Annotated in this window: 16 protein-coding genes, 3 rRNA genes and 1 pseudogene; 15 read left to right on the forward strand and 5 right to left on the reverse strand. The window is 67.9% G+C overall.

Annotated features, from left to right (window positions below):
• Window positions 1–42: 42 nt before the first annotated feature.
• The gene (locus OG898_RS25060) at window positions 43–423 is read right to left on the reverse strand and encodes a DUF962 domain-containing protein (protein WP_250751341.1); all 381 of its coding nucleotides are present in this window, start codon (window positions 421–423) and stop codon (window positions 43–45) included.
• 13 nt (window positions 424–436) lie between these two features.
• Window positions 437–1,039: pseudogene (locus tag OG898_RS25065) on the reverse strand (M15 family metallopeptidase); the annotation flags it as partial.
• Window positions 1,040–1,326: 287 nt separating this feature from the next.
• On the opposite strand from OG898_RS25065, the gene OG898_RS25070 reads away from it, so the two are divergent.
• The gene (locus OG898_RS25070) at window positions 1,327–1,845 is read left to right on the forward strand and encodes an NUDIX domain-containing protein (RefSeq protein ID WP_266959334.1); all 519 of its coding nucleotides are present in this window, start codon (window positions 1,327–1,329) and stop codon (window positions 1,843–1,845) included.
• A gap of 97 nt (window positions 1,846–1,942) precedes the next feature.
• On the opposite strand, the gene OG898_RS25075 is transcribed toward OG898_RS25070, so the two are convergent.
• Complete coding sequence (locus OG898_RS25075; protein ID WP_266959336.1) at window positions 1,943–4,399, reverse strand: glycoside hydrolase family 31 protein; 2,457 nt, start codon at window positions 4,397–4,399, stop codon at window positions 1,943–1,945.
• Between the two features lie 249 nt (window positions 4,400–4,648).
• Here OG898_RS25075 and OG898_RS25080 point away from each other — a divergent pair, with 249 nt between their 5' ends.
• Both OG898_RS25080 and OG898_RS25085 read left to right on the forward strand, forming a co-directional pair.
• Complete coding sequence (locus OG898_RS25080; RefSeq protein ID WP_250751350.1) at window positions 4,649–6,628, forward strand: acetoacetate--CoA ligase; 1,980 nt, start codon at window positions 4,649–4,651, stop codon at window positions 6,626–6,628.
• A gap of 70 nt (window positions 6,629–6,698) precedes the next feature.
• Window positions 6,699–7,616 (forward strand): hypothetical protein, encoded by a 918-nt coding sequence (locus OG898_RS25085; protein WP_266959339.1) that lies wholly within the window; start codon window positions 6,699–6,701, stop codon window positions 7,614–7,616.
• A 102-nt stretch (window positions 7,617–7,718) separates the two neighbouring features.
• Here the strand turns inward: OG898_RS25085 and ptsP are convergent, their stop codons facing one another.
• On the reverse strand, window positions 7,719–9,389 hold the full coding sequence (ptsP, locus tag OG898_RS25090) for a phosphoenolpyruvate--protein phosphotransferase (protein ID WP_250751355.1): 1,671 nt from the start codon (window positions 9,387–9,389) through the stop codon (window positions 7,719–7,721).
• Between the two features lie 74 nt (window positions 9,390–9,463).
• On the reverse strand, window positions 9,464–9,913 hold the full coding sequence (locus tag OG898_RS25095) for a PTS glucose transporter subunit IIA (protein WP_250751358.1): 450 nt from the start codon (window positions 9,911–9,913) through the stop codon (window positions 9,464–9,466).
• A 741-nt stretch (window positions 9,914–10,654) separates the two neighbouring features.
• Here OG898_RS25095 and OG898_RS25100 point away from each other — a divergent pair.
• The 12 genes from OG898_RS25100 to OG898_RS25155 all read left to right on the forward strand — a co-directional run bounded on the left by OG898_RS25100 (window position 10,655) and on the right by OG898_RS25155 (window position 24,653).
• Window positions 10,655–12,179 (forward strand): 16S ribosomal RNA (locus tag OG898_RS25100).
• Window positions 12,180–12,463: 284 nt separating this feature from the next.
• Window positions 12,464–15,587 (forward strand): 23S ribosomal RNA (locus OG898_RS25105).
• A gap of 74 nt (window positions 15,588–15,661) precedes the next feature.
• Window positions 15,662–15,779: ribosomal RNA gene (gene rrf / locus OG898_RS25110) — 5S ribosomal RNA — on the forward strand.
• Together the 16S, 23S and 5S rRNA genes form the textbook arrangement of a ribosomal RNA operon.
• Before the next feature lie 130 nt (window positions 15,780–15,909).
• Window positions 15,910–16,500 carry a CDP-alcohol phosphatidyltransferase family protein gene (locus tag OG898_RS25115; RefSeq protein WP_250745186.1) on the forward strand — a complete coding sequence of 197 codons (591 nt, stop codon included), beginning with the start codon at window positions 15,910–15,912 and terminating at the stop codon, window positions 16,498–16,500.
• A gap of 99 nt (window positions 16,501–16,599) precedes the next feature.
• Window positions 16,600–19,095, forward strand: coding sequence for a mannose-1-phosphate guanyltransferase (locus OG898_RS25120; protein WP_250745187.1), 2,496 nt, complete (start codon window positions 16,600–16,602; stop codon window positions 19,093–19,095).
• 133 nt (window positions 19,096–19,228) lie between these two features.
• Entirely contained in the window at window positions 19,229–20,131 is a 903-nt protein-coding gene (locus OG898_RS25125) for a DUF881 domain-containing protein (RefSeq protein ID WP_266959342.1), read from the forward strand.
• Window positions 20,128–20,460 (forward strand): small basic family protein, encoded by a 333-nt coding sequence (locus tag OG898_RS25130; protein WP_112452698.1) that lies wholly within the window; start codon window positions 20,128–20,130, stop codon window positions 20,458–20,460. The genes OG898_RS25125 and OG898_RS25130 overlap by 4 nt, the downstream gene beginning before the upstream one ends.
• Window positions 20,461–20,465: 5 nt before the next feature.
• Entirely contained in the window at window positions 20,466–21,410 is a 945-nt protein-coding gene (locus OG898_RS25135) for a DUF881 domain-containing protein (RefSeq protein ID WP_250745189.1), read from the forward strand.
• Window positions 21,411–21,893: 483 nt separating this feature from the next.
• Entirely contained in the window at window positions 21,894–22,433 is a 540-nt protein-coding gene (locus OG898_RS36320) for an FHA domain-containing protein (protein WP_274547808.1), read from the forward strand.
• A gap of 19 nt (window positions 22,434–22,452) precedes the next feature.
• Window positions 22,453–23,226 (forward strand): MerR family transcriptional regulator, encoded by a 774-nt coding sequence (locus OG898_RS25145; RefSeq protein WP_266959346.1) that lies wholly within the window; start codon window positions 22,453–22,455, stop codon window positions 23,224–23,226.
• Between the two features lie 107 nt (window positions 23,227–23,333).
• Window positions 23,334–23,807, forward strand: coding sequence for a bifunctional nuclease family protein (locus OG898_RS25150; RefSeq protein ID WP_250745191.1), 474 nt, complete (start codon window positions 23,334–23,336; stop codon window positions 23,805–23,807).
• 180 nt (window positions 23,808–23,987) lie between these two features.
• Complete coding sequence (locus tag OG898_RS25155) at window positions 23,988–24,653, forward strand: MerR family transcriptional regulator (protein WP_250745192.1); 666 nt, start codon at window positions 23,988–23,990, stop codon at window positions 24,651–24,653.
• Window positions 24,654–24,803 lie beyond the last annotated feature (150 nt).

The raw sequence follows: 24,803 nt of genomic DNA on the forward strand, positions 1-24,803 counted from the left end.
ACCCCTCCCGAAACCGACATCTGACGAACCGTCAGAAGTCTGTCAGGGAACGAGCGGGAGCGCACCCCCGGGAGCGCACTCGTCACACGGGTTCTCGGCGAGCCACTTCCGCGCGATCTCGCCGAGCTCCGCGTCCCGCCCGGCCAGCATCATCCGGATCATCTGCGCGTCCCCGCGCAGGGACCACCCCGGATTGCCGAAGGTGGCCGGGTTGTTCCGCTCGATCAGGAAGTGCGCCGGCCACGCCGTCCCGTACCCGATCAGGGGGAGCGCGGCGAGGTACCGCTTCCGGCCGCGGGCCAGCCCGTAGACGGTGAGGGCGAGGCCGGAGAGGGTGCCGGTGAGGTGGATCCAGCGGGTGGCGGCGCGGGAGTGCATGGCGACGTAGTAGGGCCAGAACTCCTCGTACGAACTGAATGTCATGCGGGCACGGTACTCAGCGGTGCACGGAGGCGACAGAGACGGGGAAATCGAAGTACGCGTCCGGGAACGCCTCCGGCCGGTACGTGAAATGCCACCATTCCTGGGGCAGGTTCACGAACCCCTGCCGGCCGAGCACCCGTCTGAGGAGGTCCCGGTTCTCACGGGCCGGACCCGTCACCCGCGGGCTGTCGGTGTGCGCGAGCGGATCGAAGAAGTCGAACGGGGTCCCCATGTCGAGCGGCCCCCGCCCGAGCCGGGTCAAGGTCACGTCGACCGTGCTGCCACGGCTGTGCCCGGACTTCTCGGCGATGTACCCATCCGGGATCAGCCGGTCCTTGGCCACCTCCGGATAGAACTCCGCCTTGGTCCGCTGATCTGCCCCGTCCCGGGCCCACCGCACGAACCGGTCGACGGCCCGCTGCGGCCGGTAGCAGTCGTACACCAGCAGCGAGTACCCCCGCCGCAGCACCTCCCGCTGCGCCCGCCGCAACGCCTCGGCGGCGGGCCGGGCGAGCAGACAGACGGGCTCGTCGTAGCCGTCCACGACCGCCCCGGTGAAGTTCCGCGCCGTGGCGTACCGCATGTCCTGCCCGATGCTCGCATCCACCTCGGCAACCACGGCAAACCCAACACCGGACACACCCCGTCGGGCCGCCGCATCCACCGTCCCGCCAGTGCCGACGCCCCTGTCACCGCCCGCTGCTCCACCCCTGCCGACGGCTCCGGTACTACCCACCGCCCCGGTACTGCCCGCCGCTTCGACCCTGCCAACGGCTCCGGCGCTGCCCACCGCCCCGGCACTGCCCGCCGCCTCCGGTGCGGCCACCGCCGCCAGCACCGCCAGTGCACCCACCCATCCCGCAACGACAGCCATCCGCATGCCCCTTGGCATACCATCGCCGCATGCCGGCGCACCTGAAGGACTCGCACTGCTCCGCCTGTGGAGCCCTGTTCGATTCGGCCGACTGGCCCCGTACCTGCCCCTCGTGCGGCGCCGTCGCCTACCGCAATCCCCTCCCGGTCGCCGTCGCCCTGCTCCCCGTCGAGGACGAGCTCGGCACCGGCCTGGTGGTCATCACCCGCACCATCCAGCCCGCCCTCGGCGGCATCGCCCTGCCCGGCGGGTTCATGGACTTCGGCGAGGACTGGCGCGAGTCGGTCGTCCGCGAGCTCCGCGAGGAGACCGGCATCCACGCCCCGGCCTCCGAGGTCGCCCTCGCCGACACCCTCAGCTCCCCGGCCGGCCATCTGCTCGTCTTCGGCCTCCTGCCCGTCCGCCCGGCCGCCTCCCTCCCGGCGTCGGCCCCGACGGACGAGACCACCGGCTGGCACATCCTGCGCGGCCCGGAGCAGCTGGCGTTCCCGCTCCACACGCAGGCCGCCGGGGCCTGGTTCGAGGGCCGGTACACGCGCACGCCCTAGAGCCCGACCGGGCCCCAGCCGCCGCTGCCCCCGGCCACCCCTGCCTCCGGCCACCCTTGCCTCCAGCCACGGCCGCCCCGGCCCCCGCCCCCGCCGCTCAAAGCCCCCGCAGCACCACCCCCTCCACCCGCTCCCCGGCCTCGTCCTCCACCACCACCGCGTCCCCGGACCACCGCACCACGTACCGTTCCACCTCCCCCGGCTCGAAGCCCGGCCCCGGGTCCCGGATCACCACCCCGCCGCCCGTGCGGCCCCGCGCCGGAGCCCACGCCTCCAGGGCCACCGACCCGTCGGCCGCCCGCACCGGCAGCAGCGCGCCCGCCCGTGCCAGTACCGGGATCCGGTCCGCCGGGGCGTCCAGCAGGATCTGGCCCGGCCCCTCGTACGCCCGGCCCGTCGCCGTGTCGTACCACCGCCCGCGCGGCAACCGCACCGCCCGCCGGTCCGCCCCGCACTCCAGCACCGGAGCCACCAGCAGGGCGTCGCCGAGCAGGAACGCGTCCTCGCAGTCCCGTAGCGCCCGGTCCTCCGGAGCCCCCCACCACAACGGCCGCACGTACGGCGCCCCGGTCCGCCGCGCCAGATGGGCCAGCGTCACGAAGTACGGGCGCAGCCGCTCCCGTTCCGCCAGGACGGCCCGCGCGGCCCGTGTGGTCTCCTCCCCGAACTCCCACGGCTCCCGACGCCCGGCGAAGATCGCCGAGTGGGTGCGGAACAGCGGCAGGTACGACCCCAGTTGCAGCCACCGCAGGTACAACTCCGGCGAGGGCGAACCCCAGAAGCCGCCGACGTCCGGCCCCGAGTACGGCACCCCGCACAGCCCGAGGCCCAGCACCAGGGCCAGCGAGGCCCGCAACCCGTCCCAGCTGCTCGCCACGTCACCGGACCACGTGCCCCCGTACCGCTGCATCCCCGCCCACCCCGACCGGGAGAAGAGGAACGGCCGCTCGGCCGGCCGCAGCCGTACGAGTCCCTCCCAGCCGGCGCGCGCCATCGCGAGGGCGTACACGTTGTGCGCCTCGCGGTGGTCCCCGCCGGCCCCCTCCAGCGCGTGCCGCGCCGACCGGGGGAGCGTGCGCTCCCCGAACGGGGCGAAGGAGACCGGCTCGTTCATGTCGTGCCAGACCCCGGCGAAGCCCTGCGCGAGCCGCTCCTCGTACAGCCCGCCCCACCACCGCCGCACCGCCGGATCCGTGAAGTCCGGGTACGCGCACTCGCCCGGCCACACCTCGCCCCGGACCTCCCGGCCCGCCCCGTCCCGTACGAAGGCCCCGTGCGCGCCGACCGCGAGCCCCGCGGTGTGCACCGGATCGCCGGCCTTCACCGCCGGGTCGACGATGGAAACCAGCCGGACGCCGCCGTCCGCCAACTCCCGGGCCAGCCCCGGCAGATCGGGGAACCGTTCGCGGTCCACGGTGAAGACCCGGTGGCCGTCGTAGTGGTCGATGTCCAGGTGCACGGCCGACAGCGGCAGCCCGTGCTCGGCATACCCCGCCACGATCCGGCGCACTTCCGCCGCGCTGCCGAACCCCCAGCGGGCGTGCTGGTACCCGAGCGCCCACTCCGGAGGCACGGCCGCCCCGCCCGTCAGCCCGGACCAGCCCTGCAGCACGCGCCCGGGCGGCCCCACCAGCACCCAGCACCGCAAGGGGCCGCCCTCCATGCGCAGTTCGCAGGAGCCGGGCCGGTCCGCCCCCGAGCCGGCGCCCTCCTCGCCCTCCCGCAACACCACCCGCCCGTCCCAGGAGTTGTCGTGGAACACCAGGTGCGTACCCGCGTCCGCGACCACCAGCTGCACCGGCATCGTGATGTACAGGGGGTCCTCGCCGGGCCCGGACCCGAACCCGCCCTGGGGATCGGTGTTCCACAGCCGGTAGCTCCCGTCCCTGAGCCGCGGCCCCACCGCCCGCCCGCCCAGCCCGAACACCCGCGCGTCCGCCGCCACCTCGCTCCGCAACAGCCACCGCGCGCCACCGACGCGCCCGCTCGCACCGCCGTCGTCGTCCCTGACCGTCCCCCCGGCTTCGCCCGCCCCGCCACCGCCGACGGAACCGTCCGCCGCACCACCACCGGACCCGGCGGAGCGCCCCGGAACCGGGTCCCACCACCGCGGCGGCAGATCCCGCCGCAGCACCGTCCCGCCGGGGGTGCGCACCTCCACCGCCCCGTGCCGGGACACCGCCACCGTCACGCGCTCGGACACCACCCGCCACCCGCCGTCGGTGTCCGGCTCCAGCTCGGCGCGCGGATCAGGCTCCGGGCCGCTGCCCACCACCGCGTACGAGGGCGTCGGCGCGGCACCGTCCCAGCCCCAGAACACCGCCCCGCCCACGGTGACCCGGATCAGCAGCTCCGAACGGGTGAACCGGAGCACCCCACCGCCCGGCCGGGCCTCGGTACCGGTCAGCAGACCCGGCACCCGCGCCCGCTCCGCACCCCGGGGCGCGAGCCCCACCGCGTCCACGCGCCGGTTGCGCCAGGCCGAGCGCCACGCGCGCCGCCCCCGCTCGCCGCCGAGGTCCTTCACCGCACGCACCAGCCCACGACCGTCCATGGCGCCCACCCTGCCACCGCCACCTGGCCCAGAAGGCGCCGTTCAACTGCCGTTCACCCGCAAAAGGATCACTGCCGACCGCCGATGACGGCTCTGGTGCGGATGTCGATCACATGGCATCGTCCCTGTGAGCCCCCGTGCGCACACCCCGCGCGCGATGGCACCGTACGAACACCACATGTCACACCACACGCCAGACCACGACACGCCCACGAAGCGCGAACCGCAGACGTGACCGGGAGCCGACGCATGACCGCAGCAGCCACCTCCTCCGAGCCCCTCTGGTCCCCGGGCCCCGACCGGATCGCCGCGGCCCGGATCACCGCCTTCCAGTCCTGGGCCGCCGAACACCACGGCGCCCCCGTGGACGGCGGCTACCCGGCCCTGCACAGCTGGTCCGTCGACGAGCTGGACACCTTCTGGCAGGCCGTCGCCGAGTGGTTCGACGTACGGTTCACCACCCCGTACGAGTCCGTCCTCGCGGACCGCTCGATGCCGGGCGCGGTCTGGTTCCAGGGCGCCACCCTCAACTACGCCGAGCACGCCCTGCGCGCCGCCGAGGACCCGGCCCGCGCCGCCGACGCGGCGCTCCTCCACGTGGACGAGACCCACGAGCCCACCCCCGTCACCTGGGCCGAGCTCCGCCGCCAGGTCGGCTCGCTCGCCGCCGAACTGCGCGCCCTCGGCGTGCGCCCCGGCGACCGGGTCAGCGGCTACCTCCCCAACATCCCCGAGGCCGTCACCGCACTCCTCGCCACCGCCGCCGTCGGCGCCGTCTGGACCTCCTGCGCCCCCGACTTCGGCGCGCGCAGCGTCCTGGACCGCTTCCAGCAGGTGGAGCCGGTGGTCCTCTTCACCGTCGACGGCTACCGCTACGGCGGCAAGGAGCACGACCGCCGCGACACCGTCGCCGAACTGCGCGCCGAGCTCCCCTCGCTGCGCGCCGTCGTCCACATCCCGCTCCTCGGTACGCCGGCCCCCGCGGGCGCCCTCGAATGGTCGGCCCTCACCTCGGGCGACGCCGAGCCGGTCTTCGAAGCGGTCCCCTTCGACCACCCGCTCTGGGTCCTCTACTCCTCCGGCACCACCGGCCTGCCCAAGGCCATCGTCCAGTCGCAGGGCGGCATCCTCCTCGAACACCTCAAGCAGCTCGGCCTGCACTGTGACCTGGGTCCCGAGGACCGCTTCTTCTGGTACACCTCCACCGGCTGGATGATGTGGAACTTCCTCGTCTCCGGCCTGCTCACCGGCACGACGGTCGTCCTCTACGACGGCAGCCCCGGCTACCCCGACACCGGTGCCCAGTGGCGCATCGCGGAGCGCACCGGGGCCACGCTCTACGGGACCTCCGCCGCCTACGTGATGGCCTGCCGCAAGGCGGAGGTCCACCCCTCCCGCGACTTCGACCTCTCCGCGGTGAAGTGCGTGGCCACCACCGGATCCCCGCTGCCGCCCGACGGCTTCCGCTGGCTCCACGACGAGGTGGCCGAGGACCTCTGGATCGCCTCCGTCAGCGGCGGCACCGACGTCTGCAGCTGCTTCGCCGGCGCCGTCCCCACCCTCCCCGTCCACATCGGCGAGCTCCAGGCCGCCTGCCTGGGCACGGACCTCCAGGCCTGGGACCCCTCCGGCAAGCCCGTCATCGGCGAGGTGGGCGAGCTCGTCGTCACCAACCCCATGCCGTCCATGCCGATCCGCTTCTGGAACGACCCGGACGGCAGCCGCTACCGCGACAGCTACTTCGAGATGTTTCCGGGCACCTGGCGCCACGGAGACTGGATCACGATCACCGACCACGGCTCCGTCGTCATCCACGGCCGCTCCGACTCCACCCTGAACCGCCAGGGCGTCCGGATGGGCTCCGCCGACATCTACGAGGCCGTAGAGCGACTGCCCGAGATCAAGGAATCCCTGGTCATCGGCCTGGAGGAGCCGAACGGCGGCTACTGGATGCCGCTCTTCGTCCACCTCGTGCCCGGCGCCGTCCTCGACGACGCCCTCCGCTCCCGGATCAAGGCCACGATCCGCGAGGAGCTCTCCCCGCGCCACGTCCCCGACGAGATCATCGAGGTCCCCGGCATCCCCCACACCCTCACCGGCAAGCGCATCGAGGTCCCGGTCAAGCGCCTCCTCCAGGGCGCCCCCATGGCCAAGGCGGTCAACCCCGGCTCGGTGGACAACCTCGACCTCCTGCACTTCTACGAGGAGCTCGCCCGCACCCGCGGCTGACGCGAGAGGCCACTGTCAGTGGCGATGATTACTCTGAGTGAGCAAGTGATCGCGTCACTCAGGGGGAACCATGCCACGCTCGAACGACACCGGGACCGCCACCACCACGGGGCGTCCCGCCCGCACCGGCAGGCGCCGCACCCTGCGCCGCGAAGTCCCCAGCACCGTCGGCCTCCTGGCCGACGCCGGGGACTTCGCGGCCATGCGCGGGTACCGCAGCTTCACCTTCGACGACCACCGCGACTACCTGGACCACGTGGACCGGCTGCTCCGCTCCCTCGCGGCCCGGGGCATCCACATCACCGTCGCCCTCTTCGACCCCGTGGAGTACGCCGACTTCTGCGCGGACCGCGGACTGGACCCGGACACCCCCGGGGCCCGCACCCGGTTCACCGCCGAACTGGGCGGCGCCACCGGCGGCCTCCCCTATGCCGGCCAGCCCATCGACGAACTGGTCCCGCTCCTCGTGGACGCGGCCGTCCGGCAGGCCACCTGGGAGTACGCGAGCTCGCTGCTGGCCGAAGTGGGCCGCTGCGCCGACTGCGGGGAGGACATCGGGACCGCCTCCTTCGAGCGCGCCGCCGAGGCGCTCCGGCACCTCGTGGACCGGGCCGGTCCGGGCCACCACCACCTGGTGTGCAGCGTCCCGGCCCCGGAGGAACAGCTCGTGGCGGTCCTGCACGCCGACACCGGCCCCGGCGGCGGACCCCGGGTCGACGGCCGCGACGGCCTCGACTTCGTGACCGTCCTCGCCGCGGGCCTGGCCCTCGGCGGGCCCGGGGGACTGGTCCTGCGCACCACCACCGAGGGAGACCGGGACCGCGTCCACGGCTGGCGCCTGGACCGCGGCCGCCTGGTACCCCTCTCGGCGGCGGCGGTCTTCAACGCCTACTGCACCGACGCCGACACCGGAGAGCCCGTGGGCCCAGAGCCCGGCGTCGAATACTGCCCCGGCTACGAGGTGGATGAACCGGGCCCGCACCACTGACCCGGGCGCACCCCGCCCACCGGCAACGGCCGAGGGGCCCCCGCCACCGGCGAAGGCCCCTCGAACGTCGCTCCGCACCATCCGGCGCGGTGCTTCTGCTTCCTACTCTCCGGACAGCACGGCCTGGGCGGCCACCCGGGCCTCCTCGGCGGTGTCCGAGGCACGCGCGGCGGCAGCCGCACGCTCGCACTGCGCGAGGGTGTACTTGGCCAGCGTCGCCCGCACGTAGGGAATCGAAGCGGCACCCATCGAAAGAGAGGTGACACCCAGACCCGTCAGCACACAGGCCAGCAGCGGGTCGGAGGCGGCCTCGCCACAGACGCCGCAGCTCTTGCCCTCGGCCTTGGCGGCCTCGGCCGACATGGCGATCAGGTCGAGCAGCGCGGGCTGCCACGGGTCCTGCAGACGCGATACCGCACCGACCTGACGGTCGGCGGCGAAGGCGTACTGGGCCAGGTCATTGGTGCCCAGCGAGAGGAACTCGACCTCCTGGAGGATCGAGCGCGCCCGCAGCGCGGCGGAGGGGATCTCCACCATCGCACCGAACTTCGCCTTCAGACCGGCCTCGCGGCACGCGTCCGCGAACGCCTTGGCGTCGATGCGGTCGGCCACCATCGGGGCCATGACCTCGAGGTAGACCGGCAGCCCCTCGGCGGCCTTGGCCAGCGCGGTGAGCTGCGTACGCAGCACGTCCGGGTGGTCGAGCAGCGAACGCAGGCCACGGACACCCAGAGCCGGGTTCGGCTCGTCGGCCGGGGTGAGGAAGTCCAGCGGCTTGTCGGCGCCGGCATCCAGAACGCGTACGACGACACGACCCTCGGGGAAGGCTTCGAGGACCTTGCGGTACGACTCGATCTGCTTCTCTTCGGTCGGCGCGTGCTTGCTGTCGTCCAGGAAGAGGAACTCGGTGCGGAACAGGCCCACACCCTCGGCCCCGGCATCGACGGCCGCCGGCACGTCCGCCGGACCGCCGATGTTGGCGAGCAGCGGAACCTTGTGACCGTCGGACGTGGCGCCCGGACCGGAAGAAGCGGAGAGAGCAGCCTTGCGCTCGGCGGCCGCAGCCTCCAGCTCGGCCCGCTTCGCCGCGCTCGGCTCCACGAACAGGTCGCCGGTGCTGCCGTCGACGGCGATGACCGTACCTTCGGCGATCTCACCGGCACCCGGCAGCGCCACGATGGCCGGCACGCCCAGCGCCCGCGCGAGGATCGCGCTGTGGCTGGTCGGGCCGCCTTCCTCGGTCACGAAACCGAGGACCAGCGTGGGGTCGAGCAGAGCGGTGTCGGCGGGAGCCAGGTCCCGCGCGATCAGCACGTACGGCTCGTCGCTGTCGGGCACACCGGGCATCGGCACGCCGAGCAGGCGCGCGACGATGCGGTTGCGCACGTCGTCCAGGTCGGCCACGCGGCCGGCCATGTACTCACCCGCACCGGCGAGCAGGTCACGGTAGGCGGCGAACGCGTCGTACACACCGCGCTCGGCGGTGCTGCCGACGGCGATGCGCCGGTCGACGTCCGCCATGAGCTCGGGGTCCGTGGCGATCATCGCCTGGGCCTCGAGCACGTGCTGGGCCTCGCCACCGGCCAGCTGGCCCCGGGCGATCAGGTCGGCCGATACAGCTTCCACGGCCTGACGGGCGCGCCCCTGCTCGCGCTCCGCCTCGTCCGCGGTGATCTGCTTCGCCGGCGGTTCGAGAACCGCCGTGCCCATGTGCCGAACCTCGCCGATCGCCACACCGTGGCTCACGCCGACGCCTCGCAGCGTTGTCTCCATTTCACCTGTCTCCGATTGAGCGGCGGGTCCACCCGCCGCGTTGGATGTCCAGTTCGCCCGAGCAGGCGGATACGTCACTGCCAGCCGAAGAGAACGTCTCCGGCCTTCATGTCTCCGGCCTCGACAACGTCAGTGAGGGAGTCGGCAGTCGCTTCCAGCGCCACGACGGGGCAGATGGGGGACTTGCCGGCAGCCTCGACGGCCGCGGGGTCCCAGCGAATGACCTCCTGGCCGCGGGTCACGGTGTCGCCCTTGTTGACGAGCAGCTCGAAGCCCTCGCCGTTGAGCTGAACGGTGTCGATGCCCAGGTGCGTGAGCACACCGTGGCCTTCACTGTCGACGACGACGTACGCGTGCGGGTGCAGGGAGACCACTACACCGTCCACGGGGGACACCGCCGCCGAAGGCTCGCGCACGGGATCAATGGCGGTACCCGGTCCCACCATCGCGCCGGAGAACACCGGATCGGGCACTGCCGCGAGTCCGATCGCGGTCCCGGCAAGTGGGGACGTCACGCTGGTCATGGGGGCCTCCCAGGGGTGGGGCTTCGTCGTGTCGCCGTCACTACCTGTCGCGAACGGCGTACTCTCCAGAAGGATAAGTCACAAGATGTTCGGGTTCGCCCGATGTTGGTCCCGAACTGGACTGGTCCTTCGGCACGGAGACTAGTGGACTAGACCGGTGGACTAGACCATACGCCTGATTCGATTTGCTTGGGTCCTGCCCGACCTGTACTGTCGTGACTCCCGCCAGGAAGCCCCGCGTGAACATTTCGCGAACGGCCGATGGACGGGACACCCCCTCTCTCCAGTTCTGATCTTGATCTCTCCTTCTTTCCGCATGCCTATTCGGCAAAACGGAGAGTGGTCAGGGAGAAGGAAAAGGGCTGATAGAGTCGGACTCGCCGGAAAGGGAAAACGCGAAAGCGGTTGACCTGGAAGGCGGAAAACAAGCGAGACAGACTCTGATAGAGTCTGAAACGCAAGAACAGAACAGAACGAAAGCCCGGAGGAAAGCCCGAGAGGGTGAGTACAAAGGAAGCGTCCGTTCCTTGAGAACTCAACAGCGTGCCAAAAATCAACGCCAAAAAGTTGATACCCCGTCCATTTCGGTGGATGAGGTTCCTTTGAAAAAGACCTGTGAGGTCGCGGCTTCGGCCCTGACACTTGCAGGCAATTACACAGCGAGGACGCAGTGGACGGTCGGTCTTATTCCGACATGACTGTCCCGCTCTAAGTGCGTGTGCACCCGATTACGGGTAAACATTCATGGAGAGTTTGATCCTGGCTCAGGACGAACGCTGGCGGCGTGCTTAACACATGCAAGTCGAACGATGAAGCCCTTCGGGGTGGATTAGTGGCGAACGGGTGAGTAACACGTGGGCAATCTGCCCTTCACTCTGGGACAAGCCCTGGAAACGGGGTCTAATACCGGATAACACTCCTGCCTGCATGGGCGGGGGTTAAAAGCTCCGGCGGTGAAGGATGAGCCCGCGGCCTATCAGCTTGTTGGTGGGGTAATGGCCCACCAAGGCGACGACGGGTAGCCGGCCTGAGAGGGCGACCGGCCACACTGGGACTGAGACACGGCCCAGACTCCTACGGGAGGCAGCAGTGGGGAATATTGCACAATGGGCGAAAGCCTGATGCAGCGACGCCGCGTGAGGGATGACGGCCTTCGGGTTGTAAACCTCTTTCAGCAGGGAAGAAGCGAAAGTGACGGTACCTGCAGAAGAAGCGCCGGCTAACTACGTGCCAGCAGCCGCGGTAATACGTAGGGCGCAAGCGTTGTCCGGAATTATTGGGCGTAAAGAGCTCGTAGGCGGCTTGTCACGTCGGATGTGAAAGCCCGAGGCTTAACCTCGGGTCTGCATTCGATACGGGCTAGCTAGAGTGTGGTAGGGGAGATCGGAATTCCTGGTGTAGCGGTGAAATGCGCAGATATCAGGAGGAACACCGGTGGCGAAGGCGGATCTCTGGGCCATTACTGACGCTGAGGAGCGAAAGCGTGGGGAGCGAACAGGATTAGATACCCTGGTAGTCCACGCCGTAAACGTTGGGAACTAGGTGTTGGCGACATTCCACGTCGTCGGTGCCGCAGCTAACGCATTAAGTTCCCCGCCTGGGGAGTACGGCCGCAAGGCTAAAACTCAAAGGAATTGACGGGGGCCCGCACAAGCAGCGGAGCATGTGGCTTAATTCGACGCAACGCGAAGAACCTTACCAAGGCTTGACATATACCGGAAAGCATTAGAGATAGTGCCCCCCTTGTGGTCGGTATACAGGTGGTGCATGGCTGTCGTCAGCTCGTGTCGTGAGATGTTGGGTTAAGTCCCGCAACGAGCGCAACCCTTGTCCTGTGTTGCCAGCATGCCCTTCGGGGTGATGGGGACTCACAGGAGACCGCCGGGGTCAACTCGGAGGAAGGTGGGGACGACGTCAAGTCATCATGCCCCTTATGTCTTGGGCTGCACACGTGCTACAATGGCCGGTACAATGAGCTGCGATACCGTGAGGTGGAGCGAATCTCAAAAAGCCGGTCTCAGTTCGGATTGGGGTCTGCAACTCGACCCCATGAAGTCGGAGTTGCTAGTAATCGCAGATCAGCATTGCTGCGGTGAATACGTTCCCGGGCCTTGTACACACCGCCCGTCACGTCACGAAAGTCGGTAACACCCGAAGCCGGTGGCCCAACCCGTAAGGGAGGGAGCTGTCGAAGGTGGGACTGGCGATTGGGACGAAGTCGTAACAAGGTAGCCGTACCGGAAGGTGCGGCTGGATCACCTCCTTTCTAAGGAGCACAGTACCGATTGCAGACAAACGTTCTGCACGGTCAGCTCAGGGTGGAACGTTGATTAGTTGGCACGGTTTCCTGGATGGATCACAAGTACTGCTTCGGCGTGGAAAGTGACTCACTGACGGGGGATCGTGCTTGGCACGTTGTTGGGTATCTGAGGGTACGGCCGTAAGGCTTTATCTTCGCGATGCCGGCCCCAGTGAACTTCGCCTTATGGGTGAGGGTGATGGGTGACTGGTCGTTGCTTGAGAACTACACAGTGGACGCGAGCATCTGTAGGCCAAGTTTTTAAGGGCGCACGGTGGATGCCTTGGCACCAGGAACCGATGAAGGACGTGAGAGGCCGCGATAGGCCCCGGGGAGCTGCCAACTGAGCTTTGATCCGGGGGTGTCCGAATGGGGAAACCCGGCAGTCGTCATGGGCTGTCACCCATGCCTGAACACATAGGGCATGTGGAGGGAACGCGGGGAAGTGAAACATCTCAGTACCCGCAGGAAGAGAAAACAACCGTGATTCCGGGAGTAGTGGCGAGCGAAACCGGATGAGGCCAAACCGTATGCGTGTGATACCCGGCAGGGGTTGCGCATGCGGGGTTGTGGGAATTCTTTTGATCGGTCTGCCGGCCGGTCGGCGAGTCAGAAACCGTTGATGTAGTCGAAGGACATGCGAAAGGTCCGGCGTAGAGGGTAAGACCCCCGTAGACGAAACATCAGCGGCTTGCTTAAGAATCTCCCAAGTAGCACGGGGCCCGAGAAATCCCGTGTGAATCTGGCGGGACCACCCGCTAAGCCTAAATATTCCCTGGTGACCGATAGCGGATAGTACCGTGAGGGAATGGTGAAAAGTACCGCGGGAGCGGAGTGAAATAGTACCTGAAACCGTGTGCCTACAAGCCGTGGGAGCGTCGCCGTTATTCTTCGGAATAACGGTCGTGACTGCGTGCCTTTTGAAGAATGAGCCTGCGAGTTAGCGGTGTGTAGCGAGGTTAACCCGTGTGGGGAAGCCGTAGCGAAAGCGAGTCCGAATAGGGCGATTGAGTTGCACGCTCTAGACCCGAAGCGGAGTGATCTAGCCATGGGCAGGTTGAAGCGGAGGTAAGACTTCGTGGAGGACCGAACCCACCAGGGTTGAAAACCTGGGGGATGACCTGTGGTTAGGGGTGAAAGGCCAATCAAACTCCGTGATAGCTGGTTCTCCCCGAAATGCATTTAGGTGCAGCGTCACGTGTTTCTTGCCGGAGGTAGAGCACTGGATAGGCGATGGGCCCTACCGGGTTACTGACCTTAGCCAAACTCCGAATGCCGGTAAGTGAGAGCGTGGCAGTGAGACTGTGGGGGATAAGCTCCATGGTCGAGAGGGAAACAGCCCAGAGCATCGACTAAGGCCCCTAAGCGTACGCTAAGTGGGAAAGGATGTGGAGTCGCAGAGACAACCAGGAGGTTGGCTTAGAAGCAGCCACCCTTGAAAGAGTGCGTAATAGCTCACTGGTCAAGTGATTCCGCGCCGACAATGTAGCGGGGCTCAAGCGTACCGCCGAAGTCGTGTCATTGCAGCAATAGGGCCAACGCCCGCTGTGATGGGTAGGGGAGCGTCGTGTGCCGGGTGAAGCAGCAGCGGAAGCTAGTTGTGGACGGTTCACGAGTGAGAATGCAGGCATGAGTAGCGATACACACGTGAGAAACGTGTGCGCCGATTGACTAAGGGTTCCTGGGTCAAGCTGATCTGCCCAGGGTAAGTCGGGACCTAAGGCGAGGCCGACAGGCGTAGTCGATGGACAACCGGTTGATATTCCGGTACCCGCTTTGAAACGCCCAATATCGAATCAGGCGATGCTAAGCCCGTGAAGCCGTTCCGGACCCTTCGGGGAAAGGAAAGTGGTGGAGCCGGCGAACCAGACTTGTAGTAGGTAAGCGATGGGGTGACGCAGGAAGGTAGTCCAGCCCGGGCGGTGGTAGTCCCGGGGTAAGGGTGTAGGCCGAGGGGTAGGCAAATCCGTCCCTCATATAAGGCTGAGACCTGATGCCGAGCCGATTGTGGTGAAGTGGATGATCCTATGCTGTCGAGAAAAGCCTCTAGCGAGTTTCATGGCGGCCCGTACCCTAAACCGACTCAGGTGGTCAGGTAGAGAATACCGAGGCGTTCGGGTGAACTATGGTTAAGGAACTCGGCAAAATGCCCCCGTAACTTCGGGAGAAGGGGGGCCATCGCTGGTGATCGGATTTACTCCGTGAGCTGGGGGTGGCCGCAGAGACCAGCGAGAAGCGACTGTTTACTAAAAACACAGGTCCGTGCGAAGCCGTAAGGCGATGTATACGGACTGACGCCTGCCCGGTGCTGGAACGTTAAGGGGACCGGTTAGTCACATTTCGGTGTGGCGAAGCTGAGAACTTAAGCGCCAGTAAACGGCGGTGGTAACTATAACCATCCTAAGGTAGCGAAATTCCTTGTCGGGTAAGTTCCGACCTGCACGAATGGCGTAACGACTTCTCGACTGTCTCAACCATAGGCCCGGTGAAATTGCACTACGAGTAAAGATGCTCGTTTCGCGCAGCAGGACGGAAAGACCCCGGGACCTTTACTATAGTTTGATATTGGTGTTCGGTTCGGCTTGTGTAGGATAGGTGGGAGACTTTGAAGCAGCCACGCCAGTGGTTGTGGAGTCGTCGTTGAAATACCACTCTGGTCGTGCTGGATGTCTAACCTCGGTCCGTGATCCGGATCAGGGACAGTGTCTGATGGGTAGTTTAACTGGGGCGGTTGCCTCCCAAAAAGTAACGGAGGCGCCCAAAGGTTCCCTCAGCCTGGTTGGCAATCAGGTGTTGAGTGTAAGTGCACAAGGGAGCTTGACTGTGAGACCGACGGGTCGAGCAGGGACGAAAGTCGGGACTAGTGATCCGGCGGTGGCTTGTGGAAGCGCCGTCGCTCAACGGATAAAAGGTACCCCGGGGATAACAGGCTGATCTTCCCCAAGAGTCCATATCGACGGGATGGTTTGGCACCTCGATGTCGGCTCGTCGCATCCTGGGGCTGGAGTCGGTCCCAAGGGTTGGGCTGTTCGCCCATTAAAGCGGTACGCGAGCTGGGTTTAGAACGTCGTGAGACAGTTCGGTCCCTATCCGCTGTGCGCGTAGGAATATTGAGAAGGGCTGTCCCTAGTACGAGAGGACCGGGACGGACGAACCTCTGGTGTGCCAGTTGTCCTGCCAAGGGCATGGCTGGTTGGCTACGTTCGGGAGGGATAACCGCTGAAAGCATCTAAGCGGGAAGCCTGCTTCAAGATGAGTATTCCCACCTCCTTGAGAGGGTAAGGCTCCCAGTAGACGACTGGGTTGATAGGCCAGATGTGGAAGCCCGGTAACGGGTGGAGCTGACTGGTACTAATAGGCCGAGGGCTTGTCCTCAGTTGCTCGCGTCCACTGTGTTAGTTCTGAAGTAACGAACTGTGTTCATATCCGGTTGGTTAACTTCATAGTGTTTCGGTGGTCATAGCGTTAGGGAAACGCCCGGTTTACATTCCGAACCCGGAAGCTAAGCCTTTCAGCGCCGATGGTACTGCAGGGGGGACCCTGTGGGAGAGTAGGACGCCGCCGAACAATCATTGTAGAAAGCCCCGTACCGGGAAACCGGTACGGGGCTTTTCTGCGTTTACGGACCGGTGCACCGGCTCCTGTAGGGTCAGGGTGCATCGTTCGACATTTCTACAGTCACAGTGGAGGCCCCCGGGTGGAGGTCCAGGAGACTCGGGTTCAGACTGACCGAATTTTCACCATTCCGAACATCCTGAGCATGGCGCGCCTCGCAGGCGTACCCCTGTTCCTGTGGCTGATCCTGGCCGAGCACGACGGCTGGGCTCTTGCCGTCCTCATGCTCAGCGGGATCAGTGACTACCTGGACGGGAAGCTGGCACGGCGCTGGAACCAGATCAGCAGCCTCGGCCGGCTGCTGGATCCCGCCGCGGACCGGCTCTACATCCTGTCCACCCTGTTCGGTCTCACGTACCGCGAGATCCTGCCGCTCTGGCTCACCGGAGCACTGCTCGCGCGCGAGCTGATGCTGCTGGTCATGGTCTGGATCCTGCGCCGGCACGGCTATCCGCCGCCCCAGGTCAACTTCCTCGGCAAGGCCGCGACCTTCAACCTGATGTACGCGTTCCCCTTCCTCCTGGTGAGCACCTGGTCGGGTTGGTTGGCCTGGATGGGGTCAGTTTTCGGATGGGCGTTCGCCGGATGGGGTACAACCCTCTATTGGTGGGCAGGAGTCCTTTACGTGGTACAAGTCCGCCGGCTGGTGAAGGCGGACGCCACGGCCGATTGAGCTCGCTCGGCGCCTGACTGACGCGGGGGAGTGGTCCAGTCACCGTCCGAGACGGGTGAGGTCGGCGATACGCCGTCTCTCAAGGAGGACTCTTCCGACATGAAGGCCGTCGTGATGGCTGGTGGCGAAGGCACTCGGCTTCGCCCCATGACCTCAAGCATGCCCAAGCCGCTCCTGCCGGTGGCGAACCGGCCGATCATGGAGCACGTGCTCAGGCTGCTCAAGCGGCATGGGCTCAACGAAACCGTGGTCACCGTGCAGTTCCTGGCGTCGCTCGTCAGGAACTACTTCGGTGACGGCGAGGAGCTCGGAATGGAGCTCACCTATGCCAACGAGGAGAAGCCACTCGGCACCGCCGGCAGCGTGAAGAACGCCGAGGAGGCTCTGAAGGACGACACGTTCCTCGTCATCTCCGGCGACGCGCTCACCGACTTCGACCTGACCGACCTGATCCGTTTCCACAAGGAGAAGGGCGGACTCGTCACGGTGTGCCTCACCCGGGTACCGAATCCGCTGGAATTCGGCATCACCATCGTGGACGAGGAAGGCAAGGTCGAGCGCTTCCTCGAGAAGCCGACCTGGGGCCAGGTGTTCTCGGACACCATCAACACCGGCATCTACGTCATGGAGCCGGAGATCTTCGACTACGTGGACGCGGACGTCTCGGTCGACTGGTCCGGTGACGTCTTCCCCCAGCTGATGAAGGAAGGCCGGCCCATCTACGGCTACGTCGCCGAGGGCTACTGGGAGGACGTCGGCACCCACGAGAGCTACGTCAAGGCCCAGGCCGACGTCCTCGAGGGCAAGGTCCAGGTCGACATGGACGGCTTCGAGATCTCCCCCGGCGTGTGGATCGCCGAAGGGGCCGAGGTGAGCCCGGACGCGGTCCTGCGCGGACCGTTGTACATCGGGGACTACGCCAAGGTCGAGGCCGGGGTGGAGATCCGCGAGCACACCGTCATCGGGTCGAACGTCGTCGTGAAGAGCGGTGCGTTCCTGCACAAGGCCGTCGTGCACGACAACGTGTACATCGGGCCGCACAGCAATCTCCGCGGCTGTGTCATCGGCAAGAACACCGACATCATGCGGGCCGCCCGGATCGAGGACGGGGCCGTCATCGGCGACGAGTGCCTCGTCGGCGAGGAATCGATCATCCAGGGGAACGTGCGGGTCTACCCCTTCAAGACGATCGAGGCGGGCGCCTTCGTCAACACCTCGGTCATCTGGGAGTCCCGGGGGCAGGCACATCTGTTCGGTGCCCGCGGGGTCACCGGGATCCTGAACGTGGAGATCACCCCGGAGCTGGTGGTCCGGCTGGCCGGTGCCTACGCGACGACCCTGAAGAAGGGGGCGACGGTCACCACGGCCCGCGACCACTCCCGCGGCGCGCGAGCGCTCAAGCGGGCCGTGATCTCGGCGCTCCAGGCCAGTGCCATCAACGTCCGGGACCTGGAGAACGTACCGCTGCCCGTGGCGCGGCAGCAGACCGCGCGCGGCAGCGCCGGCGGGATCGTGCTGCGGACCTCGCCGGGCGTGCCGGACTCCGTCGACATCATGTTCCTCGACGAGCGCGGGGCGGATCTCTCCCTCCAGCAGCAGCGCAAGCTCGACCGGGTCTACGCGCGCCAGGAGTACCGGCGGGCGTTCCCCGGCGAGATCGGCGACCTGCAGTTCCCGGGAAGCGTCTTCGACGCCTACACCGGCTCTCTGCTGCGGCGCGTGGACACCACCGGGGTCGCGGACTCCGGGCTCAAGGTGGTCGTGGACGCTTCCAACGGCAGCGCCGGCCTGGTCCTGCCCAGCTTGCTGGGCCGGCTCGGGGTGGACGCCCTCACCGTGAACCCGGGACTCGACGAGTCCCGGCCCACCGAGAGCGCCGAATCCCGCCGGGCGGGTCTGGTGCGGCTCGGGGAGATCGTGGCGTCCTCGCGGGCCGCCTTCGGAGTGCGCTTCGACCCGGTGGGCGAGCGGATCTCCCTCGTGGACGAGCGCGGCCGGATCATCGAGGACGACCGGGCGCTGCTGGTGCTGCTCGATCTGGTGGCTGCCGAGAAGCGCAGCGGCAAGGTGGCGCTGCCGGTGACCACGACCCGGATCGCCGAGCAGGTGGCGGCGTACCACGGGACCCAGGTGGAGTGGACGACGACCTCGCCCGACGACCTGACCCGGGTGGGCCGGGCGGAGAACACCATCTTCGGCGGTGACGGGCGGGGCGGATTCATCGTCCCCGAGTTCAGCAGCGTCTTCGACGGATCGGCCGCCTTCGTGCAGTTGATCGGGCTGGTGGCGCGGACGCAGCTCACGCTGAGCCAGATCGATGCCCGGATCCCGCGGGCGCACGTGCTCAAGCGGGACGTGCCGACCCCGTGGGCGGTGAAGGGACTCGTCATGCGGCGGGTCGTGGAGGCGGCCGGGGACCGGCAGGTGGACACCACCGACGGGGTGCGGGTCGTGGAGGCCGACGGGCGCTGGGCGCTGGTGCTGCCGGATCCGGCGGAGGCGGTCACCCACCTGTGGGCCGAAGGCCCCGACGACGCGTCCGCACAGGCCCTGCTGGACGGCTGGGCAGCGGTGGTGGACGGCGCCGGGCACTGAACGGCCCGTACGGCAGGACGTAGGCCGGAACGGAACGGCGCAGGGCCGAAGGTCCGGTGGACCGGGCGGGGCGTGGACCCCGGCCGGTCCACCGGACGTCCGCATTCGGTGGGAGCGGCGCCGACATGCGACGATGTGCGGCATGTCGCAGCCGCCCCACAACCGCAGTTCGGCACCTCCCGCGCGGCTGGACGCCTCCATGTCGCTGCTGACGCACGTGATGGACCACTCCCTCGACGAGGGCTACGCGGAGGCTTCGGCCCGCCGCGAGGCCGAGGGCACGTCCGGCCTGCCGCGGACCCTCAAGGCCAAACTGGGTCTCGCCGCCGGGCTCGTGCTCGCCGCCAGTGTCGTCACCCTGGGCGCCGCGCAGGCGCGGGCGACCGCGCCGGTGCTGGCCAAGGAGCGTCACGAGCTCATCGACCGGGTCGAGCGGGCCGACGCGCACGCCGACGGTCTGGAGCGGGACATCGAGCGGCTGCGGGACACCGTCGCCACCCGGCAGCGCGAGGCGCTCAAGCAGTACGGCGGCGAGCAGGGTCAGCTGGTGGCGCTGCTGTCCGGGGCCACCGAGGTGCACGGGCCCGGTATCAAGCTGACGGTGGACGACGCGAAGGGCTCGTCGACCGGAGACGGCTCGGCGCCGCGCGAGAGCGCCGGGTTCTCGGACACCGGGCGGCTCCGCGACCGCGACATGCAGAAGATCGTCAACGGGCTGTGGCAGTCGGGGGCGGAAGCGATCTCGATCAACGGGCAGCGGCTGACGTCGCTGTCGGCGATCCGGGCCGCGGGTGACGCGATACTGGTCGACAACAGGCCGCTGGTGCCGCCGTACGAAGTACTGGCGATCGGCGACAGGAAGCGCCTCGGGACCGCGTTCCAGGACTCCGCGGACGGCCAGTACCTGCACGTGCTGCAGGAGAACTACGGCATCCGCTACTCCTTGTCGTCCGAGGCCGAGATGCGCCTTCCGGCCGCGTCGAGCCTGACCGTACGTACGGCTACAGCAGCAGAGCAGCAGAAGGGTGCATCGTGATCGCGGTACTGGGCCTCGTGGTCGGAGTGGTGGTCGGACTTCTCGTCCGGCCCGAAGTGCCGGCCGTGGTGGAGCCTTATCTGCCGATCGCCGTGGTCGCGGCGCTGGACGCGGTGTTCGGAGGCCTGCGCGCGATGCTGGACGGCATCTTCGTGGACAAGGTCTTCGTGGTGTCGTTCCTGTCGAACGTGGTCGTGGCGGCGCTGATCGTCTTCCTCGGCGACAAGCTGGGGGTCGGCTCGCAGCTGTCCACGGGTGTGGTCGTCGTCCTCGGCATCCGCATCTTCTCCAACGCCGCGGCCATCCGCCGGCACGTGTTCCGGGCGTGAGGCCGATGAGTACGAACGACACTCCGCCCGAAGAGCCCGGGGCCGCGGCACAGCGGCCGAAGGCGCAGCCTCCGCTGGAGCCGTCGGCCGGGCCCGTGGGTCACGAGCCCGGGCCGGATGCCGGGGAGCGGGTCAAGGACGAGAACGGCGCCGCGCCGACCGGGTACGTGCCCGGCGGGTACGCGCAGGGCGGGCCCGAGCAGACCGGCCCCGAGCAGACAGCCCCCGAGCAGACCGGGCGGCAGCGCCTGGCGGCCGGGTTGTGGCCGCCGCGGGTGAGCCGTGCCCAACTGATCGTCGCGGTGCTGCTGTTCGTCCTGGGGCTCGGCCTGGCCATCCAGGTGCGGTCGAACAGCGACTCCAGCGCGCTGCGCGGCGCCCGTCAGGAGGACCTCGTACGGATCCTCGACGAGCTCGACGGGCGGACCAAGCGGCTGGAGGACGAGAAGCAGAAGCTCGACGACCAGCGCCGGGAGCTGGAGAGCAGCTCCAACCAGGCCGAGGAGGCCCGGAAGCAGACCGTGGAGAAGGAGCGCCAACTCGGGATCCTGGCCGGTACGGTGGCCGCGCAAGGGCCGGGGATCGTGCTGAAGATCACGGACCCCAAGGGTCAGGTGCAGTCGGACAAGCTGCTGGACACCCTCCAGGAGCTGCGGGCGGCCGGGGCCGAGGCGATCCAGATCAACGGGGTGCGGATCGTGGCGGACTCGTACTTCTCGGACGAGGAGAACGGTGTCGCGATCGACGGTAAGAAGATCACACAGCCCTACGAGTTCAAGGTGATCGGCAAGCCGCAGGACCTGGAGCCGGCGCTCAACATTCCCGGTGGCGTCGTCCAGTCGCTGGAGAAGGAGCAGGCCGTCGTCAGCGTCACACGTCCGGCGAAGATCGTTGTGGATGCCTTGCGGGCTGCGAAGCAGCCTGACTACGCTCGGTCGTCATCGTCGTGATGCGGGAGGCGCGGGAGACGGGCTCACGCGGGCGAATGCCTGCGGGGGGTCGACGCACCGAAGTCGCGGTGCGTGGTGGAAACTGTCTGATGGTTACGGACGTTGTAAGTATGTCCGGGTCGGCAGGTGTTGCATTCGGAGTTCGTCCTGCCCCACGGGCGGGTCTGTTTCGGTCAAGGGGAATCGCCCGTGAAGTTGTTTGAGAAGTTGTTCGGCAAGAAGAACCGCGAGGAAAGCGGTGCGGCCAGGCACCGCGCGGGGCATGGAGACGTGGAAGGGCAGGGCGACCGGCCGCTCTTCCGCGACGAGGTCGCCGGGGCGGGTGACATTTCGGGCGCGCACGGCGCGTCGACTGTTGACCCTGCCGGTACCGGACGCATAGGTTTCGGTGAACCATCAACCTCAAGTACGGGTGGAGGGTTTGCCCCCGACCCGTATGCCACCAATGCCTCCGCGGGGCAGCCGCGGCGCGAGGAGCCGTCCATGTCGGCCGAGCAGATTTGCAGCAGGTGCGGGCACCGCAGCGATGCGGCGAGCCGGTTCTGCTCCAACTGCGGGGCGCCGCTGCGGGCGGGTCTGACGCCGGAGCGTGCCTCGGAGACCACGTCCACCATCTCGATCTCGGGCCTGGAGGCCTACGAGGCCGAGGTGTCGGGACAGACGCACGTGTCGTCCTCGCTGTCCCCCGAGGCCCAGGCCGCGGTGGAAGCGCTGCCCCCGGGTTCCGCCCTGCTGATCGTGCGGCGCGGCCCGAACTCCGGCAGCCGGTTCCTCTTGGACGGCGAGCTGACGACGGCCGGCCGGCACCCGCAGAGCGACATCTTCCTGGACGACGTCACCGTCTCCCGGCGCCATGTCGAGTTCCGCAGGAGCCACGACGGTTTCACCGTCTCCGACGTCGGCAGCCTCAACGGCACGTACGTGAACCGTGAACCGATCGACTCCGTCGCCCTGCACAACGGCGACGAGGTGCAGATCGGCAAGTACCGGCTGGTCTTCTACGCGAGCCTGCGGGGGCACTGACCCTTCAAGGGAAGGTCCCATGCTGCGTATCCCGGCAGGCGGTGCCGCCAAGAGCGGCACCGCCGGCACCGCCTCCTCGGGCGTGCGGCTGGTGAGCATCGGAACGGTGCTCACGATGCTGCGTGACGAGTTCCCCGAAGTCACGATCTCGAAGATCCGTTTCCTGGAAGCGGAGGGGCTCGTCGAGCCCCGGCGCACACCTTCCGGATATCGCAAGTTCAGCACCGACGACGTGGAGCGCCTCGCCCACGTCCTGAGGCTCCAGCGCGACCACTACCTCCCGTTGAAGGTCATCCGCGAGCAGCTCGACGCGCTCGCGCGGGGTGAGCAGATCCGTATCCCGGCGCCCACGGCGCACGGGGAGTCCGTCGACCCCACGAGCCCCGTCGCCCTCTACGGCGAGGTGGGCCGGGAGCGGCCCACCGTGGCCCGGGTGGGCCGGGCCGAGCTGATCGCCGCGGCGGAGGTGGACGAGGTCCAGCTCGTGGAGTGGGAGTCGTACGGGCTCATCGCTGAGGCGCCCGGCGGCGGTTTCGACGCCGAGGCCGTCACCGTGGCCCGTCTGGTGGCCGATCTCGGCCGATTCGGTCTGGAGCCGCGTCACCTGCGGGCGATGAAGGCCGCCGCCGACCGGGAGGCCGGTCTGGTGGAGCAGGTGGTCTCGCCGCTGCGCCGGCACCGCAATCCGCAGACCAGGGCCCATGCCGAGGCCACCATGAAGGAGCTCGCGGGGCTCTCCGTACGGCTGCACGAGGCACTCGTACAAACTGCTCTCGGGGTGCGGCTGCACTGATCCAGAGGGGTTTTCGGGCCGACTTCGGCCGACTTCGGAGGGGCTTCGGGGCAGGCTTGGGGGAGCCCGACTACCCAAACCTGCCGGGCAGGTCCTAGGGTTGCTGTGTGAACGAGCTCGACGTTGTGGGTGTCCGGGTGGAAATGCCCTCGAACCAACCGATCGTGCTCCTGCGTGAAGTGGGAGGCGACCGGTACCTCCCCATCTGGATCGGACCAGGGGAGGCGACCGCCATTGCCTTCGCGCAGCAGGGCATGGCCCCTGCCCGGCCGCTGACGCACGACCTTTTCAAGGACGTGCTGGAGGCGATCGGCGAGGAGCTCACCGAGGTCCGGATCACGGATCTGCGGGAGGGCGTTTTCTACGCGGAGCTCGTCTTCGCCAGTGGAGTCGAGGTGAGCGCGCGGCCATCCGATGCCATAGCGCTCGCCCTGCGGACCGGGACGCCGATCTTCGGCAGCGACGGCGTGCTCGACGACGCCGGAATCGCGATCCCGGACGAGCAGGAGGACGAGGTGGAGAAGTTCCGCGAGTTCCTCGACCAGATCTCGCCAGAGGACTTCGGCACCGGCCCGCAGTGAGGCGCGGGTCGCGCCGTCCTCCCGGATATTTCAGCCCATTCGAGTAGCCTTTCCCCGCAATGGGGTACGGGAAACCACTCTCAGGGTGATTATCACTCGGCGTGCCGAGTGTGGCGATCGTTGACGCACCCCTGGTGACTGCCTACCTTCGAGATGGCAGGTCAAGGACGGAGGGTCGGCGTGAGAGTCACGGGCGACGGTATGACCGGGGGCATCCCCGCACGGAGTGACGGTGGGCCGTACCCGCTGCACGGTGGTGCGGTGAACTCCGCGCGCCGTCAGCCGGAGCCCGCGCCGGTCGGTTCGGTGGGGCCGGTGGGGTCAGTCGGTTCGGTGGGTGGCGAGTCCGCACCCGAGCAGGTCGGATACCGAGGGCCGACGGCGTGTGCCGCGGCCGGCATCACGTACCGGCAGCTGGACTACTGGGCGCGCACGGGGCTGGTGGAGCCCACGGTGCGCCCCGCCTACGGGTCGGGGACGCAGCGCCTCTACAGCTTCCGGGACGTGGTCGTCCTCAAGATCGTGAAGCGCTTCCTGGACACCGGGGTGGCGCTGCAGAACATCCGCACCGCCGTGCAGCACCTGCGCGACCGGGGTTTCTCGGACCTGGAGCGGATGACGCTGATGAGCGACGGCGCCACCGTGTACGAGTGCACCTCGCCCGATCAGGTCGTCAGCCTGCTCCAGGGCGGCCAGGGGGTCTTCGGGATCGCCGTGGGCGTGGTCTGGCGCGATGTCGAGAACGCCCTGTCGCAGCTGCACGGGGAGCGCGTGGACACGGGCGAGACGGTGGTCGGGCACAACCCGGCCGATGAGCTGGCCGCCCGGAGGAACCGGGCCGTCTGAGCAGTCTGAGGGGCTTCCGCGCCGGTCGGTCGGCTGGGCGGTTGTTCGGCCGGCCGGTCCCTTGGCGGGTCGGCCTGCCGGCCGGTTCTTCGGGCCGGCTTTCCGGGCCGGTCGGGCTCGGGGCGGCCGTGCGGCCCCGGCTGTGGGCCG

The sequence above is a fragment of the Streptomyces sp. NBC_00193 genome (assembly GCF_026342735.1).
Taxonomy (GTDB): domain Bacteria; phylum Actinomycetota; class Actinomycetes; order Streptomycetales; family Streptomycetaceae; genus Streptomyces; species Streptomyces stoeckheimensis.

Coding starts and splice junctions, on each gene's coding strand:
- OG898_RS25060 (WP_250751341.1), bottom strand. CDS start 423: ATGACATTCAGTTCGTACGAGGAGTTCTGGCCCTACTACGTCGCCATG.
- OG898_RS25070 (WP_266959334.1), top strand. CDS start 1,327: ATGCCGGCGCACCTGAAGGACTCGCACTGCTCCGCCTGTGGAGCCCTG.
- OG898_RS25075 (WP_266959336.1), bottom strand. CDS start 4,399: ATGGACGGTCGTGGGCTGGTGCGTGCGGTGAAGGACCTCGGCGGCGAG.
- OG898_RS25080 (WP_250751350.1), top strand. CDS start 4,649: ATGACCGCAGCAGCCACCTCCTCCGAGCCCCTCTGGTCCCCGGGCCCC.
- OG898_RS25085 (WP_266959339.1), top strand. CDS start 6,699: ATGCCACGCTCGAACGACACCGGGACCGCCACCACCACGGGGCGTCCC.
- ptsP (WP_250751355.1), bottom strand. CDS start 9,389: ATGGAGACAACGCTGCGAGGCGTCGGCGTGAGCCACGGTGTGGCGATC.
- OG898_RS25095 (WP_250751358.1), bottom strand. CDS start 9,913: ATGACCAGCGTGACGTCCCCACTTGCCGGGACCGCGATCGGACTCGCG.
- OG898_RS25120 (WP_250745187.1), top strand. CDS start 16,600: ATGAAGGCCGTCGTGATGGCTGGTGGCGAAGGCACTCGGCTTCGCCCC.
- OG898_RS25125 (WP_266959342.1), top strand. CDS start 19,229: ATGTGCGGCATGTCGCAGCCGCCCCACAACCGCAGTTCGGCACCTCCC.
- OG898_RS25135 (WP_250745189.1), top strand. CDS start 20,466: ATGAGTACGAACGACACTCCGCCCGAAGAGCCCGGGGCCGCGGCACAG.
- OG898_RS36320 (WP_274547808.1), top strand. CDS start 21,894: ATGTCGGCCGAGCAGATTTGCAGCAGGTGCGGGCACCGCAGCGATGCG.
- OG898_RS25145 (WP_266959346.1), top strand. CDS start 22,453: ATGCTGCGTATCCCGGCAGGCGGTGCCGCCAAGAGCGGCACCGCCGGC.